This is a genomic window from Mycoplana sp. ABR4_002, from assembly GCF_056159645.1.
Genome location: NZ_JBSWVO010000001.1, coordinates 3,488,856 through 3,504,029 on the forward strand (window position 1 = coordinate 3,488,856; position 15,174 = coordinate 3,504,029).

15 protein-coding genes are annotated in these 15,174 nt (G+C 67.3%); 5 read left to right on the forward strand and 10 right to left on the reverse strand.

Translation table 11 applies throughout. The features are described from left to right. Positions 1-9: 9 nt before the first annotated feature. The gene (locus ACXAGF_RS16565) at positions 10-903 is read right to left on the reverse strand and encodes a TIM barrel protein (protein WP_475018474.1); all 894 of its coding nucleotides are present in this window, start codon (positions 901-903) and stop codon (positions 10-12) included. 16 nt (positions 904-919) lie between these two features. After that, a complete protein-coding gene (locus tag ACXAGF_RS16570) occupies positions 920-2,035 on the reverse strand; it encodes a Gfo/Idh/MocA family protein (protein WP_475018475.1) in 1,116 nt (371 codons plus the stop codon). A 128-nt stretch (positions 2,036-2,163) separates the two neighbouring features. Here ACXAGF_RS16570 and iolD point away from each other — a divergent pair, with 128 nt between their 5' ends. The 4 genes from iolD to ACXAGF_RS16590 are packed head-to-tail and all read left to right on the forward strand — an operon-like array spanning position 2,164 to position 6,725. Next, positions 2,164-4,035, forward strand: a complete 1,872-nt coding sequence (gene iolD, locus ACXAGF_RS16575) for a 3D-(3,5/4)-trihydroxycyclohexane-1,2-dione acylhydrolase (decyclizing) (RefSeq protein WP_475018476.1) — start codon at positions 2,164-2,166, stop codon at positions 4,033-4,035. Beyond that, on the forward strand, positions 4,035-5,033 hold the full coding sequence (locus ACXAGF_RS16580; protein ID WP_475018477.1) for a PfkB family carbohydrate kinase: 999 nt from the start codon (positions 4,035-4,037) through the stop codon (positions 5,031-5,033). Before iolD ends, ACXAGF_RS16580 begins: the two co-directional genes overlap by 1 nt. 16 nt (positions 5,034-5,049) lie before the next feature. After that, on the forward strand, positions 5,050-5,892 hold the full coding sequence (locus ACXAGF_RS16585) for a 5-deoxy-glucuronate isomerase (protein WP_475018478.1): 843 nt from the start codon (positions 5,050-5,052) through the stop codon (positions 5,890-5,892). Next, positions 5,889-6,725 carry a class II fructose-bisphosphate aldolase gene (locus ACXAGF_RS16590; RefSeq protein ID WP_475018479.1) on the forward strand — a complete coding sequence of 279 codons (837 nt, stop codon included), beginning with the start codon at positions 5,889-5,891 and terminating at the stop codon, positions 6,723-6,725. Before ACXAGF_RS16585 ends, ACXAGF_RS16590 begins: the two co-directional genes overlap by 4 nt. Positions 6,726-6,755: 30 nt before the next feature. On the opposite strand, the gene ACXAGF_RS16595 is transcribed toward ACXAGF_RS16590, so the two are convergent. The 7 genes from ACXAGF_RS16595 to iolE all read right to left on the reverse strand — a co-directional run bounded on the left by ACXAGF_RS16595 (position 6,756) and on the right by iolE (position 13,634). Further along, positions 6,756-7,538: an ATP-binding cassette domain-containing protein gene (locus tag ACXAGF_RS16595; protein ID WP_475018480.1), complete on the reverse strand. Its 783-nt coding sequence runs from the start codon at positions 7,536-7,538 to the stop codon at positions 6,756-6,758. Between the two features lie 2 nt (positions 7,539-7,540). After that, on the reverse strand, positions 7,541-8,674 hold the full coding sequence (locus ACXAGF_RS16600; protein ID WP_475018481.1) for an ABC transporter permease: 1,134 nt from the start codon (positions 8,672-8,674) through the stop codon (positions 7,541-7,543). A gap of 79 nt (positions 8,675-8,753) precedes the next feature. Further along, complete coding sequence (locus ACXAGF_RS16605) at positions 8,754-9,665, reverse strand: substrate-binding domain-containing protein (RefSeq protein ID WP_475018482.1); 912 nt, start codon at positions 9,663-9,665, stop codon at positions 8,754-8,756. A 53-nt stretch (positions 9,666-9,718) separates the two neighbouring features. Further along, a complete protein-coding gene (locus ACXAGF_RS16610) occupies positions 9,719-10,513 on the reverse strand; it encodes an SDR family oxidoreductase (protein ID WP_475018483.1) in 795 nt (264 codons plus the stop codon). A 1-nt stretch (position 10,514) separates the two neighbouring features. Continuing rightward, a complete protein-coding gene (iolG, locus tag ACXAGF_RS16615) occupies positions 10,515-11,528 on the reverse strand; it encodes an inositol 2-dehydrogenase (RefSeq protein ID WP_475018484.1) in 1,014 nt (337 codons plus the stop codon). Continuing rightward, on the reverse strand, positions 11,525-12,703 hold the full coding sequence (locus ACXAGF_RS16620) for a Gfo/Idh/MocA family protein (protein ID WP_475018485.1): 1,179 nt from the start codon (positions 12,701-12,703) through the stop codon (positions 11,525-11,527). The genes iolG and ACXAGF_RS16620 overlap by 4 nt, the downstream gene beginning before the upstream one ends. A gap of 4 nt (positions 12,704-12,707) precedes the next feature. After that, positions 12,708-13,634: a myo-inosose-2 dehydratase gene (iolE, locus tag ACXAGF_RS16625; protein ID WP_475018486.1), complete on the reverse strand. Its 927-nt coding sequence runs from the start codon at positions 13,632-13,634 to the stop codon at positions 12,708-12,710. Positions 13,635-13,744: 110 nt separating this feature from the next. On the opposite strand from iolE, the gene ACXAGF_RS16630 reads away from it, so the two are divergent. Continuing rightward, on the forward strand, positions 13,745-14,785 hold the full coding sequence (locus ACXAGF_RS16630) for a LacI family DNA-binding transcriptional regulator (RefSeq protein WP_475018487.1): 1,041 nt from the start codon (positions 13,745-13,747) through the stop codon (positions 14,783-14,785). Positions 14,786-14,853: 68 nt separating this feature from the next. Here ACXAGF_RS16630 and ACXAGF_RS16635 read toward each other — a convergent pair whose 3' ends face one another. Further along, positions 14,854-15,165: a non-heme iron oxygenase ferredoxin subunit gene (locus tag ACXAGF_RS16635; RefSeq protein WP_475018488.1), complete on the reverse strand. Its 312-nt coding sequence runs from the start codon at positions 15,163-15,165 to the stop codon at positions 14,854-14,856. Positions 15,166-15,174 lie beyond the last annotated feature (9 nt).

Sequence of the window (15,174 nt, forward strand, 5' to 3'; positions counted from 1 at the left end):
CAGCGCTCCTCACTTGAACCCGATCGCTTCGAGATATTCGCGGTTGGCAATTGCATCGTCCATCGGCTTGACCCCGAGCGTCGGATCGCAGTCCTGCTCGACCGTGCACCAGCCTTCGAAACCATGATCGAGCAGGATGTCGCGCACGGCCGGAAAGTCGACGCTGCCCTTGCCGAGGTTGCAGAAGATCCCCTGGCCGCAGGCGTCGTAGAAGCCGGTGCGCTTGGCCACGACATCGGCGCGGACGGCAGGGTCGATATCCTTGAAATGCATGTAGGAAATGCGCTCGACATGGCGCTTCATGAACGCCACGGGATCGAATCCGGCATAGGTGTGATGGCCGGTGTCGAAGCAGATCTTCAGCACGGACGGATCGACCTCCCCGAGCAGCCGTTCCAGTTCCGGCTCGAAGTCGATGAAGCCCGCGGCATGGGCGTGGATGCCGACCGTCAGGCCGAACTCCTCCGTCCCCAGCCGCGCGACGTGGGCGATGCGGTCGCGGAAGCCCCGCCACTCCTCCGCCGCCATCTGTTCGGCCTCGCCGGCACGCCCGGCCGTGGGCGCGCGCCGCGGCGAGATGCTGTCGATCAGCACCAGGTGCCGGGCGCCGTGCGCGACCAGCGCCTTGCAGGTGCGCACGGACGCGTCAAGCACGTCGTCCCACTGGGCCGGATCATGAAACGGCCGGAACACGACGCCGCCGATGAGCTCGAGATCGTGCTCGGCAAGGGCCTCGGCCAGCACCGCCGGGTCTTCCGGCATGAAGCCGACCGGCCCCAGTTCGATGCCCTTGTAGCCGGCCTGCGCGCATTCCTTCAGCACCGTCCGCCAGCCGGGGTTGCGCGGGTCGCTGGCAAACTCGACGCCCCACGAGCACGGGGCATTTCCGATACGGATCGTCATCGGACAATTTCCTTTTCTAGATCGATGAGATGGCAACCCACCGCTTCTCGGCGGCGGAGTGCAGGGCGGCGGCAACGATCTGGTTGACGATCATGCCGTCCTTGAAGGTGGGCCAGGCCGACCGTCCCGTGGCGATGGCCTCAAGGAAGTCGCGGGCCTCGATGATGATCTGGTCCTGGTAGCCGGTGCCGTGGCCCGGCCCCTGGCAGAACGGCCGGTAGTCGGGATGCTCGGGACCCGTCAGGATCTTGCGGAACCCGCGCTGCCCGGCCGGTCCTTCGGCGAGATAGAGCCAGAGCGCGTTCTGATCCTCCTGGTCGAAGCGGATCGCGCCCTTGGTGCCGTGCACCTCGTAGGCGTACCCCATCTTCCGCCCCGTCGCCACGCGGCTGAAGAACAGGTGACCCATCACGCCGCTCTCGAAGCGGCACATGAGATGCGCCTGGTCGTCGTTGCTGACGGCGCGCATGCCCTCCGGCGACGGGCGCTGCCGGTGAACGGTCTCGATCTCGGCGTTGAGCGACGCGATCGGCCCGAGCAGGGTCAGCGCACAATTGATCATGTGCGGGGCGAGGTCGCCCATCGTGCCATTAGCCATGCCCTCGGTCCGCCAGGTGGCCGGTGCCAGCGGATCGGCCAGGAAGTCCTCGGTGTGCTCGCCCCGGAACCAGGTCACCCGGCCGATCGCCCCCCCTTCGATCAGCTGCCTTGCATATTGCGTCGCCGGCGTGCGGATGTAGTTGAAGCCGACCAGGTTGACGACACCCGCCCTTTCCGCCGCATCGACCATCGCCCGGCTGTCGGCGAGCGACGCGCCCAGCGGCTTTTCACAGAACACCGGCTTGCCGCGCGCGAAGGCCGCCTCGGCGATCGCGCGATGCTGGATCTGCGGCGCCGCGATGACGACGGCCCGGACGTTCGGGTCATCGACGAGGTCCTGCCAGCTTGCGGCCGCGCGCGAAAAGCCGTAGGCGGCCCGATAGCGCTCCGCCGTGTCGCGGCTCGAGGCTGCGACCATCTCCAGGCGCGGCCGCAGCGCGGTGTCGAACACGGCGCCCACGGCCGCATAGGCGACCGCGTGCGCCTTGCCCATGTAGCCGCCGCCGACGATGCCGATTCCGATCTCGGTCATGCTCTCCTCCCATCCGCCAAAAAAATTTTTGCAAGCGGTTGCAAAATTGGTAACGTGGGTTCAAGCTTTAATCAACGGCCTAAATGCATCGGCTGGCCAAAAAATCGATAGCCGGTCGGGGGAGAGACATGACCAAGTCGGTAGAAACCGTGCGCCTGACGACCGCGCAGGCGATCGTACGCTTCCTGGCGAACCAGTACGTCGTGATCGACGGCCGGGAAACGCGGCTGTGCGGCGGCGGATTCGGCATCTTCGGCCACGGCAACGTGCCGTGCCTCGGCGAAGCCCTCTATGCCGTTCGCGACGAGTTGCCGCTCTATCGCGGCCAGAACGAGCAGAGCATGGGCTTTGCCGCCGCCGCCTATGCCAAGTACCACCTGCGCCAGCGCTTCATGTTCTGCACCGCCTCGGCCGGGCCCGGCACCGCCAATCTCCTGACGGCCGCCGCGCTGGCGCATGCCAACCGGCTGCCGATGCTGATGCTGTGCGGCGACAGCTTCGTCACCCGGCTGCCGGACCCGGTCCTGCAGCAGCTCGAACACTTCAACAACCCGACGCTCGGCGTCAACGATGCGTTCAGGTCCGTCACGCGCTACTGGGACCGGATCACCCACCCCGCGCAGATCATCCAGGCGCTGCCGGCGGCAATCGCCACCATGCTCGATCCGGCCGACTGCGGGCCGGCGTTCATCGGGCTTCCGCAGGATGTCCAGGGCTGGGCCTACGACTACCCGGTCTCGCTGTTCGACAGGCACATCCACCGGATTCGCCGCCAGGCCCCGGACGTCGCCGAGATCGCGGACGCCGCCGCGTTGCTGAAGACGGCACGGCGGCCGATGATCATCGCCGGCGGCGGCGTGCAGTACTCGCAGGCCGTGGCCGAGCTCACCGCCTTCGTCGAACGCCACAGCATCCCCGTCGTCGAGACCATTGCCGGACGAGCGAATCTCGTCAACGACCATGCCCTGAACATCGGCCCGCTCGGCGTCACCGGCTCGAGCAGCGCCAACGCGATTGCCGAGATGGCCGACGTCATTCTGGCTGTCGGCACCCGCATGCAGGACTTCACCACCGGTTCCTGGACCGCCTTTGCCCAGGACGCCCGCATCATCGGCCTCAACGCCGCCCGTCACGACGCGATGAAGCATTTGTCGCTGCCGGTCGTCGGCGACGCGAAGCTCGGCCTGCTCGCGCTTGGCGAGGCGCTCGGCGCCTATCGGGCGCCCGGCGCCTGGGTCGAGGCCGCCGCCGGCGAGCGCAGGGCCTGGAACGCGTATGTCGCGACGAACGTGGCGCCCGGCAACCGGCCCAATTCCTATGCGCAGGCGATCGGCGTCGTGAATGCGCTGTGCGACAGGCGCGACCGCGTCGTCGCCGCCGCCGGCGGACTGCCCGCGGAACTGACGGCCAACTGGCGCACGCTGGAGGTCGGAACGGTGGACGTCGAGTTCGGCTTCTCGTGCATGGGCTACGAGATTGCCGGGGGCTGGGGCGCGCGCATCGCCCAGTCGGAACGCGAACCGGACCGGGACACGATCGTCTTTGTCGGCGACGGCTCCTACCTGCTGATGAATTCCGACATCTACTCCGCGGCTCTGACCGGCAAGAAGCTGATCATCCTGGTGCTGGACAACGGCGGCTACGCCGTCATCAACAAGCTGCAGAACAACATGGGGGGTGAAAGCTTCAACAACCTGATCGCCGATTGCCCGACCATCCCCGCTCCGTTCGCGGTGGACTTCGAGGCCCATGCCGCCGCCATGGGCGCCGAGGCCGTCACCGTGTCCAGCCCGGAGGAACTGGGCACCGCCTTCAGGGCGGCCAAGGCCAGCAGCCGCACCAGCGTCATTGTGATGAAGGTCGACCCCTACGAGGGCTGGACGCAGGAGGGGCATACCTGGTGGGAGGTCGGTACGCCGCAGGTCTCTGGGAGCGAGCGCGTTCTCGACGCCCACAGGAAGGTCGAAGCCAGCCGCCATCGCCAGAGGAAGGGCGTATGATGGACCGGGCGTTGTCCGGCATCGTGCGCAACAGCTTTCTCGTCGTCGGCCGCGTGGGAATGGATACCTTCCCGGACCCGCCCGGCACGGCCATCGAGGACGCTGAATTGCTGCGCGTCGACATCGGCGGCTCGGCCGCCAACATCGCCGTGGGGCTCGTCAAGCTGGGCGGAGCGGCCGCGCTCGCCACGCGCGTTTCCGACGATGCCGTCGGCCGCTATTGCGTCGCCAGACTGCGGCGATACGGCGTCCGTACCGATCACGTCCACCCGGTCTCCGGCGCCGGTGCCTCCGAGCACCGCAATTCCTTCGCCATCTACGAATCGCGGCTGGAGGGACACCAGAGCGTCATCTACCGCAACGGCGCCGCCGATTTCGAGATGGATGTCGCCGATGTGGATGGGCTTGACCTCACGCCCTACGGCGCGGTGATCGCGGCGGGCACGGTGTTTGCCGCCGAGCCGTCGCGGAGCGCGGCCTTCCGCGTGTTCGAGCGGGCAAGGGCCGCCGGCATGCCTGTGATCTTCGATGTCGACTACCGGCCCTACTCCTGGCCCTCGCCGGAGGTCGCAAGTTCGGTCCTGTCGAAAGCGGGCGCGCTTGCCGACGTCATCGTCGGCAACGAGGAGGAGTTCGGCTTCATGGCCGGCGGCATCGACCGCGGCCTGGACATGGCGCGCGGCCTGGCGCGCACGAGTGCCGCCATGGTGGTCTACAAGATGGGCCATCGCGGGGCGATCACCCTGGTCGGCCGGACCGAGACGCGGACCGGGATCTACAGGGTCCAGGCGCTCAAGCCGACCGGCGCCGGGGACAGCTTCATGGCCGGCCTGCTGTCGAACCTTGCGGACGGCCGCGAGCTGACGGAAGCGGTGCTTCGCGGATCGGCCTGCGCGTCGATCGTCGTCTCGAGGCCCGGCTGTGCGCCGGCCATGCCGACCCGCCTGGAACTCGACGCATTCCTTGCCTCGCATCCCGGTCCTGAACTGGTCGACTGAAACGGAGAGCCCCTTCATGCACATTCCGCCCCATGACAATCGCAACGAGCCGATCGTCGGCGTGGACCATCCGCTGGTTCCGCTGAACTACTTCAACATCGTCAAGCTCGGGCGTGGCGAGACGTTCGACTATCGGCTCGCCGGCTACGAGACCTGCGTCGTTCCCGCCACCGGCACGGTGACGGTGGAATGCGCCGGCGAGACGTTCGCCGACATCGGCAACCGTGTCGTCGACGTCTGGGATGGCGAGCCGGAAGGCGTCTATGTCCCGACCAATGTCGCCGCCCGCATCACCTGCCGGAGCGACACGGCGGAGGTCTTCGTGGCGGGCGCGAAATTCGGCGAGACGCTCAGGCCCTTCGCCGTGCGCGCCCGGGATCTCGACGTGGTCCAGTACGGCTCGGACGAGACCAAGACCCACCGCAAGATCAAGCACGTTCTTGGCAGCGCCTACCACGACCGGGTCGGTCGCTTGCTGGTCAGCGAGCTCTACACGGTCGGCACCGGCGGCTGGTCGGGCTTTCCGAGCCACAAGCACGATACCGACCGGCTGCCGGAGGAGACCCGGCACGACGAGACCTACAATTTCCGGTTCAGGCCCAACCATGGATCCGGCCTGCAGATGCTGCAGCGCGTCGACAACGAGCCGGGCGACGCCTACCACGTCGTCGACGGCTCGACGATCGTGCTCGACAAGGGTTACCACCCGTGCTGCGTGCTGCCGGGCTACGAGATGTACTACTTCACCATCCTTGGCGGTCTCAGCCAGCGCAGCCTGAAGCAGTATTTCCAGCCCACCCATGCCGGTCAGCTGAAGACGATTCCCGGCATCATGGACATGGTGGCGAGGTTCAAATGACGGTCGCCACGCTGGCCGAGGTCCTCCAGCCCGCCTTGCGAGGCGGCTATGCCGTCGCCGGACTGGTCTGCCTCGGCTGGGAGGACATGCGCGCCTACGCTCAGGCGGCCGAGGCGGAAGACTGTCCCGTGATCCTGCAGGCAGGACCCGGATGCCGGGCCCATACACCGCTACCGGTGCTGGGGGCGATGATGCGCTGGCTCGCCGAAAGCGTGCGCGTCCCCGTCGTGCTGCATCTCGATCACGGCTACACGCGCGCGGAATGCGAGCAGGCGATCGGCTGCGGCTTCACCTCGGTGATGTTCGACGGCTCGAAGCTGCCGCTGGAGGACAATATTTCCGAGACTCGCGCCATCGCCGCCATCGCCCATGCCGCCGGGGTGTCCTGCGAAGGCGAGATCGGCTTTGTCGGCTATGCCGGCGGCGCCGGATCCGACGGCACCGACCCGGCCGAGGCCGAGATCTTCGCGCGCGAGACCGGCGTCGACGCCATGGCGATTTCGGTCGGCAACGTCCATCTGCAGACCGAGGCCGGCAGCGGCCTCGACGAGGAGCGCGTTGCCGCCATCACCGCCCTCACCCGCGTTCCGCTCGTCATTCACGGCGGCTCCGGCGTCCCCGTCGGCCAACGCGCCCGCCTCGCCGCGAGGACACCGATCTGCAAGTTCAACATCGGCACCGAACTGCGCAAGGCGTTCGGGGCGGCCCTGCGCGGTTCGCTGGCGGCGCAGCCGGACACGTTCGACCGCATCGCCCTGTTGGCGCCGGTCCACGACCCGCTGCTGGCGGCCGCCCGCGAAGTCATCCGCAACGTCTCCAGGCCGCAGCCGTAGCGTCACCGCGCCGGCTGGCGGCCGCGCACCCTACTGGATGGCCGCGAGCTCCTTTTCCAGATCCTGGATCTCCACCCCGCCCGCCATCAGGTGGCGGATGTCCTCGCCGGCCAGTTCGTCTCTTGTGCCCTTGCCGATCACCTCGCCGAGGGCCATGAAGGTGAAGCGGTCCGCCACCAGCTTGGCGTGCACCTCGTTGTGGGTGATGAAGATCACCGCGATGTCGCCGCGTGCGCGCACCCGCATCATCGTCTTCAGCACCTCCATCTGCTGCTTCTGGCCGAGCGCCGAGGTCGGCTCGTCGAGGATCAGCACCTTCGCCCCGAAGTAGATCGCCCGGGCGATCGCCAGGGTCTGGCGCTGGCCGCCCGACATCGTGCCGACGGCCTGTTGCGGATCGGAGATGTCGATGCCGATCTTGATCATCTCGTCATGGGTGATGCGATCCATCTCCTCCATGCGCAGCAGGCCGAACGGCTTCGGGCCGGAATAGAGTTCCCGCCCCATGAAGAAGTTGCGCGTGACGCTCATCAGCGGGTTCACGGCCAGGTCCTGGTAGACCGTGCCGATTCCCGCGTTGCTGGCGTCGCGCGGCGATCGGAACACGGTCGGCCGGCCTTCGACGAAGATCTGCCCGTCCGTCGGCTGGTACACACCCGACAGGATCTTGATCAGGGTCGATTTGCCGGCGCCGTTGTCGCCGAGCAGCGCGTGGATCTCGCCCTTGTAGATCTCGAGGTCGATCCCGTTCAGCGCGATGAAGGGACCGAAACGCTTGACGAGGCCCTGGGTGCGGATCAGCGGTTCAGCCATGGTCAGAGTCCTCCCGTGATGCGCTTGCGCACGCTTTCGTTCAGGAACACCGCGGTCAGCAGCACGACGCCGACGAAGACGCGGTAGTAGCTGCCGTCGATCGCCGGGATGAAGAACACGGCGTTGGCGACAAGGCCGAAGGTGATGGCGCCGAAGACCACCCCGATCACCGAACCGAACCCCCCGGTCATCAATGTTCCGCCGACGACGGCGATGGCGATGGCCTCGAGTTCCTTGAGGTTGCCCTTGGCGGCGTCGGCGGTGTTGGTGTCGAACACCTGGCAGGCGGCGAAGATCGTGGCGCAGAAGGCCGTGACCATGAACAGCGAGGTGCGCACCTTGTCGACCGGAACGCCGTTGGCGCGGGCACTCTCGCGGTTGTCGCCGGTGGCGAAGATCCAGTTGCCGACCTGGGTACGCGAGAGAACGAGGTAGGCGACGGCGGCGACGGCGATCCACCAGACGACGCGCGCATCCATGCCCGTTACCCATTGCGACCCGGCGCGGTTGATGTTGCCGCCGAGCGAATACCAGAGGTCATAGAGCCAGCCGAAGCTCTCGCCGCCGAACATGGCGGCAAACCAGCTGTCCTGCTTGAAATCGGGCAGCCCGGAAATCTGCGTCGACTGGTTGATGACGCGGAAGCTTACCTCCGTCACGCCGCGCAGGAAGAACAGGAAGGCGAGCGTGACGATGAAGCTCGAGAGCTTGGAGCGCACCACGATGGTGCCGATCAGCCAGCCGAGGGCCAGCGTCATGGCGAGCGTGATGAAGAAGGCCGAAACCGGGGTCGCCGGACCAAGGCCGAAGGGCAGTCCCCATTTCAGCATCATCGCCATCGACATGCCGGCAAAGCCGATCATCGAGCCGATCGACAGGTCGAACTCGCCGGCGATCATCAGCAGGCACGCCCCGGTCGCGATGATGCCGAACTGGGCGATGATGGAGAGGTTGTTCTTCAGCCCCAGCGGGTTGAAGGCGGTGCCGTTGCTGGCGATGCCGATCGCCAGAACCACGGCGACCATGACGAGGAAGACACCGACTTCCGGGCGCCGCTTGAGCGCGGAAAGGCGTCCTCCCTTTCTCAGCCGATCCGCCTCGGTGCGACCGGTCGTTGTTGTCGATGCCTGAGCCATGGTGCCTCCCTTCCGCTTCAGGCGGGACAGGCCGGCAGGGGCCTGTCCCGTGTGCTTGGTGCTACGGTGGGTGACCGCGTTAGCGGTTCACGCCGGCCTGGGACTCGACCGCGGCCGCGTTCGAGGCGTCCACGAAGCCGGGCCCGGACGGGATGCTGGCGCCCGGCAGCATGCCGGCATGGGCGTTGTAGAGGTGCAGCACGACTACCGGCATGTAGCCCTGCAGGTATTGCTGCTGGTCGATGGTGTAGGCGACCTTGCCCTCCTTGATCAGGTTGATCACGCCCGGCGTCATGTCGAAGCAGGACAGGTGGATCTTCGCCCCGACTTCAGCGACCGCCTCGGCCGCCGCCTCGCAGACATGCGGTCCAACGGCGAGCAGCGCGTTGATTTCCTGATCCGACTGCAGCGCCGCGGCCGTGCGGGTCTTGATCTGGGCGACGTCGTTGGAGACGTCGATCATGTTGAGTTCCTGTCCCACGGCCTTGAAATAGCCCTCGCAACGCGCCACCAGCGCGGTGTTGAAGGCCTCCTGGTTGAGGCAGAGTGCCTTGCCCGCGCCCTCGGCCTTCGCCCGTTCGCCGGCAGCCTCGCCGGCAAGCGATTCCGGTTGCCCGACATGCATCAGCGCGCCGACCGCCTTGGAATGCTCGAGGCCGGAGTTGATCGTGATCACGGGCACGCCGCTGTCGGCGGCGGCCTTGATCGCGCCGCCGAGCGCATCGGCGTCGGGCAGCGACACGATGATGCCGTCGGGCTGGGTGGCGGTCGCCGACTCGATCAGCTTGGCCATGTCCGCCATGTCGCCGGAGGGCGCGAAATTGTACTCGAACTCGGCCCCGACGGCGGCGGCGGCGTCCTTTCCGCCCTTCTCGACGACCGGCCAGAACGGATCGGTGCCCTGGGTATGGGTGATCATGACATAGCGTTCGGCATAGGCCGCGCTGCTCAGCATCAGCAACGCTGCCGTCGTGGCTAACAGTTTCCTCATGGGTCTCCTCCCCCTTGGTTGAGTTGCTCCGAAGAGCGGCTAATCCCGGACGCCTATTCTGGATAGGAGCCCGGAATATTCTGGTCGTAGTCGATGAGCGCGCCGGTCATCACGCCGGCATCCTCGCTCAGCAGGTAGCTTGCCAGTCCCGCCAGCTGGTGCGGCTTGCAGAGCTGCCCCATCGGCTGGGCGGCCTCCGCCCGTTCCAGCCAGCCATCGCTCGCGCCATGATAGCGGCGCTGGGTGACGTCCTCCCCGGGCGTGTCCATCCAGCCGGGCAGGATCGCGTTGCAGCGGATCCGATCGAAGCGGTAGGCGTTCGCCACGTTCTTGGTCAGCGTGGCAAGGGCCCCCTTGGAGGCCGAGTACGGGGCGAGATAGGACTGGCCGCAATGAGCACACTGCGACAGGATGTTGACGATCGAACCGCCGCCGCCCTGCGCCTGCCGGTGTCTGACGAAGCCCTGCATCAAGAAGAACGGCGCGCGGGCGTTGGTGTTGAACATCTGGTCCCAGAGTTCCGCCGAGGTATCGGTCAGGGTGCCGCGCGCGCCGAGCGCCGCGGCGTTCACCAGCGCGGTCACCGCGCCGAAGCGGGCCACCGCGGCCTCGATCAGCGCGAGGCAGGCCCGGACGTCCTGCAGATCGATGGCGGTGAAGGCTGCGTCGACGCCGAACGCGGCCAGCTCGGAAACGGCCTTCTCGCCCTTGTCGGCGTCGCGCCCGGCCAGCATCAGCCGGCGGCAACCCTCGGCCGCCAGTCGCTTGGCGATGGCCAGCCCCACCCCCTGCGCGCCGCCGGTGATGATGGCGGCGGTGTCCTTGTGTCGGGTATTGAGATCGCTCATCTCAAAACTCCTGATCGAGGCCGGTCAGATGCACGGTCCTGCCCTGCTTCTGCGAAGCGGTGGCGGCCTCGGCCAGGTAGGCGGCCATCAGCCCGTCAATGGCATTGACCGGCATGTCGCGCCCCTCCCGCGCGCACTCAAGAAACAGCCGGATTTCAATAGTATAGGAAGGGCCGTAACGTTCAAGGAAGAACCCGAGGATCGGAGCGGGCGTGCCGGGCCCCTCTTTGGTGTAGGCGGTATAGCCCGATTGGCGCGGGTTGTCGGACACCAGCATGCCTTCGGCGCCGAAGGCCTCGATGCGCTGGTCGAAGCCGAAGGCGCAGCGGCGCGAGTTCAGGATCGTCACGATCGTGCCGTCCTCGGCCAGCATCGTGACTGCGGCCGTGTCGACGTCGCCCAGCCTGCCGATCTCGGGGTCGACGATCGACGAGCCGTGCGCGGTGACCGATAGCATCGGCTTACCAACGATGGCGCGCGCCATGTCGAAGTCGTGGATCATCATGTCGCGGAACAGGCCGCCCGAGCGCGGCACATAGTCGAGCGGCGGCGGGAAGGGATCGCGGCTGGTGATCGTCAGTTGCTCCAGCCGGCCGATCTGCCCGGCGTGGACCCCCTCGCGCACCGACGCATGCCCACGGTCGAAGCGACGGTTGAAGCCGAGAAACACCTTGCGCGCCGCCGCCTCGCCCACCGTCGCGATGAATTCGCGGCTGGCCGCATAGCTGGAGGCGAGCGGCTTCTCGCACAGCACCGGCTTGCCGGTCCTTACCGCCTCGTAGAGCAGGTCGACATGGGTGTCGGACGAGGTGGCGATCATGATCGCGTCGACCGCGGGGTCCGCCATGGCGTCGGCCGCGGTCGGCGCGGCACGCGCGCCGGTCGTGGCGGCGAGCGCCGTTGCGGCCTCTTCGACCGGGTCATAGATGGTGGCGACATGGGCGTCGGCGGCGAGGATCGAGGCGGCGTGGACCCTGGCCATGCGCCCTGCCCCCATGATGGCGATCCCGGTCATGCGGCTTCTCCGATGCTGATGCGGCGATCCTCCGCGGCCGAACGCTCCATCGCCGCGATGATCTGTTGGTTTTCGAAACCGAACTGGAAGTCCGGGAAACAGCCGCCGGGGCCGGCGATGCCCTGGATCAGGTCGTGCACCTCGATCACCTTGACGTCGAAGTAGCCAAGCCCGCCGCCGGCGAAGTCGAAGCCGAAGAAGCCGTTGAACTGCTCCACCTGCGAGCCGGCCAGCAGCGTCTTGAAGCCGCGGTCGGCCTTCGGGTCGCCATAGCGGGCGATCTTCAGTTCGTTGAAGCGCTCACCGTCCATGACGATGGTGCCCTCGGTGCCGGAGACCTCCCAATAGATGCCGAAGACCTTGCCGGCGGCTATGCGCGAGGATTCGATCGTGCCGCCCGCGCCGTTCGCGAACCGCACCAGCGCCTGGAACTGGTCCTCGTTCTCCACCGCCAGCCGCTGCCCGCTCGCATCGGCGCTGGCGCCGTAGCCGGAGCCGCGGCCGGGCGCGGGGCGATCGCGGAAGAAGGTCTGTTCCTGCCCGGCGACGCTTTCGACCCCGCCCATCAAGAACTGCGCCACGCTGACGACGTGCGAGCCGAGATCGCCAAGCGAGCCCGAGCCCGCCTCGCGACGCGAACAGCGCCAGCTCCACGGCATGTCGGGATCGTTGAAGAAGCCCTGGTCGAACCAGCCGCGGAACCGGGTCGGCGTGCCGATGTCGCCGCGGCTGATCAGTTGCCGGGCCAGCAGCGCGGCGGGCGTCTTGACGTTGTTGAAGGCGACCATCGTCTTGACGCCGCGCTTCTTCGCCGCCTCGGCCAGCGCCTTGGCGTCGTCCAGCCTCACCGTCAGCGGCTTTTCGCAGTAGACGTGCTTGCCCGCGTCTATGGCCGCCATCGCCATCTCGACATGCATGGCGTTGGGCGTGGTGATGTCGATCACGTCGATTTCCGGATCGGCGATCATCGTCCGCCAGTCGCCCGTCGCCCGGGCAAAGCCGAAGCGCGCGGCGGCGGCCTCGGCCAGTTCCTGCGTCGCATCGGCGAGGGTATGTAGCACCGGCACGGCCGGAAGGTTGCGGTAGAGCAAGGCGGCGCGCCGGAAGGCGTCGGCGTGGGCCTGTCCCATGAAGCCAGATCCGATCAGGCCGATGTTGAGGGTCGTTCGTGGCATCGGGTCATGCTCCTGCAAGCGCGGGTTTCAGGATAGCCTCGGATACGAAGCGGTGGGCGCGCGCCACCGTCTCGGCCGGCGGGGCCTTCTCCGGGTCCTGTTCGGCCTCGACCACCAGCCACCCGGAATAGCGCCCCTCCGCCAGGAAGCCGGCGAGCGGGCCGAAGTCGACCATGCCGTCGCCGGGGACGGTGAACATGCCGGCGCGGACGGCGTCGTTGAAGCTGAGATCGCCGGAGCGGACCTCGGCCAGCGCTTCGCGGCGCACGTCCTTCAGGTGAATGTGGTTGATGCGATGGCCGAGGCGCGCGATCAGCCGGGCATAGTCGAAGCCCGCCGCGGCCGCATGGCCGGTATCGAGCAGGAGCCCGACCGACGGCCCGGTCGCGGCCATCACCGCCTCCGTCTCCTCGAGCGTTTCGGCCACCATCATCAGGTGATGGTGGTAGGACAGCGCCAGGCCATACCGGTCCATGAGCGCGTCGGCAAAGCGGGTCAGCCGGTCGCCGTAGCCCGCGACCGCGGCCCGCTCCAGCCGCCGCCGCCGCGACATCGGCACGTCGAGCGGGTCTGCGGCCATGCAGCCGCACTCGCCATAGACCATGACGCCGGTGCCGCAGGCCATGAGCAGGCCGGCATGGTCCCGAACCGCCTCGAGCTCGGCCTCCACCTCCCGGTCGGCCAGGAAGCCGCTGTGCCAGCCGGACACCAGTTGCAGGCCGTGGCGGGCAAGCAGGGTCGTCAGCTGACCTGCCTCCTTCGGAAAGATCCGGCTGAGTTCGACGCCGGCATAGCCGGCGGCCGCCGCCTCGGCGAGGCAGGTCTCGGCCGTCGTCTCGCGGCCGAACTCCTCCAGAACCTCGTTCACCCAGGAAAGCGGGCTGACGCCCAGGCGGATGGCGGGCCGCCGGTCCTGACGGTCAATGCTCATGTTGTCTCCTCCCACGGCGTTGTGCAGCCGCACATCGTGATCCGGACTCTATCTGATGCCATTCCTTCGCTCGACTTGCATTTTGAAGGGATACCATCAAAGCTCATGGCATGAGCAAGCGCACCACTCTCATCAGGATCTCGCAGGCGGCCGGGGTCAGCCTCAGCACGGTCGACCGGGTTCTCAACCGCAGGGGCGGTGTCTCGCCCGAGAAGGAGGCCCGGGTCCTCGAATGGGCGAGCCGGCTCAATCTCGACCGGGTGCTGTTCCGCAACTATCTCAAGGTGCTGCGCGTGGCGGTCATGATGCAGTCCCCGCAGAACCCGTTCTATCGCGGCCTGCGCGACGCATTCATGCAGCCGGCGGCCGGCACCGCCGACATGAAGATCAATTGCTTTGTCCACTATGTCGACGTCACCGACAGTGCCGCGATGCGGCGCAAGATCGGCGAGGTTTCGGACAGCTACGACGCTCTGGTGGTGATCCTGCCGGACGATCCGCAACTGTCCGACGCGCTCGCGCTCATTTCGGCGCGCCTTCCGATCGTCACCCTCGTCACCGATCTGCCGCGCTGCGGCCGCATCGCCTATGTCGGCCCGGACAACCGCCAGGCCGGACGCGCGGCCGGAGAGCTGATGGGGCGTTTCGTCGGGCCGGACGGCGGCGAAATCCTGGTCGTCCTTGGCCTGCACCGCTTCATCGGCCACGAGGAGCGGGAGATGGGCTTTCGCTCCGTCCTGCGGGAGCACTTTCCCGCCTGCACCATCACCGCTTCGCTCGAAAGCGGGGAGGACCGGCAGCGGGCGGGCCAGCTCGTGCTGGACGCGTTGCGCCACAATCCGCGGATCAGGGGAATCTACAACGTCTCGGCCGGAAACACGGCCATCGCCGATGTCGTCCGTGCCGTCGGCCTGTCACACCGGATCGTTCTCATCACCCACGAACTGACGCCGGAGCGCCGGGCGATGCTCCGCGAAGGCATCCTCGACGCCGTGATCGACCAGAACCCCCGCCTCGAGGTGCAGCGGGCCCTGGAAGTCATCGGCCGGCACTTCAACCGGAACGAGACCGAGGTCCGGCCCGGACAATACACGCCGTTCAACATCTACATCCGCGAGAACTGCCCGCCTCTGGGCGAGCCGGGCCACTAGCATCGCCCGGTGAACGCCGTTGCCGCGATCGCGGGTCACGGCCCGATATCCCGGGCCGGGGCCACCGTTCAGGCCGTCCGCAGCAGGATCCGGCCGTTTTCGACCCTGACCGGGTAGGTCTTGAGGTCGACATAGACCGGCGCGGAGAGCGCCCTTCCGGTGCAGACGTCGAACCGGCCGCCGTGGAGCGGGCACTCGATCACGCAACCCACGACCAGGCCGTCCTCGAGGCGCTGCTCTTCATGGGTGCAGATGCCGTCGGTGGCGAAGAACCCCTTGCTGGTGTTGTAGATCGCATAGACGTGCCCGTTGTGCTCCCATGTCATCAGGTCTTGTTCATCGATGTCGTCGGTGGCGCAGGCGTCGATCCATTCGCTCATTGTTGCTCC

What these genes read in the sequence shown, in the direction of transcription:
- ACXAGF_RS16580 (WP_475018477.1), top strand. Translation starts at nt 4,035, where the DNA reads ATGGACCGGGCGTTGTCCGGCATCGTGCGCAACAGCTTTCTCGTCGTC.
- ACXAGF_RS16630 (WP_475018487.1), top strand. Translation starts at nt 13,745, where the DNA reads ATGAGCAAGCGCACCACTCTCATCAGGATCTCGCAGGCGGCCGGGGTC.
- ACXAGF_RS16635 (WP_475018488.1), bottom strand. Translation starts at nt 15,165, where the DNA reads ATGAGCGAATGGATCGACGCCTGCGCCACCGACGACATCGATGAACAA.
- ACXAGF_RS16590 (WP_475018479.1), top strand. Translation starts at nt 5,889, where the DNA reads ATGACGGTCGCCACGCTGGCCGAGGTCCTCCAGCCCGCCTTGCGAGGC.
- ACXAGF_RS16600 (WP_475018481.1), bottom strand. Translation starts at nt 8,674, where the DNA reads ATGGCTCAGGCATCGACAACAACGACCGGTCGCACCGAGGCGGATCGG.
- ACXAGF_RS16585 (WP_475018478.1), top strand. Translation starts at nt 5,050, where the DNA reads ATGCACATTCCGCCCCATGACAATCGCAACGAGCCGATCGTCGGCGTG.
- ACXAGF_RS16595 (WP_475018480.1), bottom strand. Translation starts at nt 7,538, where the DNA reads ATGGCTGAACCGCTGATCCGCACCCAGGGCCTCGTCAAGCGTTTCGGT.
- ACXAGF_RS16620 (WP_475018485.1), bottom strand. Translation starts at nt 12,703, where the DNA reads ATGCCACGAACGACCCTCAACATCGGCCTGATCGGATCTGGCTTCATG.
- iolE (WP_475018486.1), bottom strand. Translation starts at nt 13,634, where the DNA reads ATGAGCATTGACCGTCAGGACCGGCGGCCCGCCATCCGCCTGGGCGTC.
- ACXAGF_RS16605 (WP_475018482.1), bottom strand. Translation starts at nt 9,665, where the DNA reads ATGAGGAAACTGTTAGCCACGACGGCAGCGTTGCTGATGCTGAGCAGC.
- iolG (WP_475018484.1), bottom strand. Translation starts at nt 11,528, where the DNA reads ATGACCGGGATCGCCATCATGGGGGCAGGGCGCATGGCCAGGGTCCAC.
- ACXAGF_RS16570 (WP_475018475.1), bottom strand. Translation starts at nt 2,035, where the DNA reads ATGACCGAGATCGGAATCGGCATCGTCGGCGGCGGCTACATGGGCAAG.
- iolD (WP_475018476.1), top strand. Translation starts at nt 2,164, where the DNA reads ATGACCAAGTCGGTAGAAACCGTGCGCCTGACGACCGCGCAGGCGATC.
- ACXAGF_RS16610 (WP_475018483.1), bottom strand. Translation starts at nt 10,513, where the DNA reads ATGAGCGATCTCAATACCCGACACAAGGACACCGCCGCCATCATCACC.
- ACXAGF_RS16565 (WP_475018474.1), bottom strand. Translation starts at nt 903, where the DNA reads ATGACGATCCGTATCGGAAATGCCCCGTGCTCGTGGGGCGTCGAGTTT.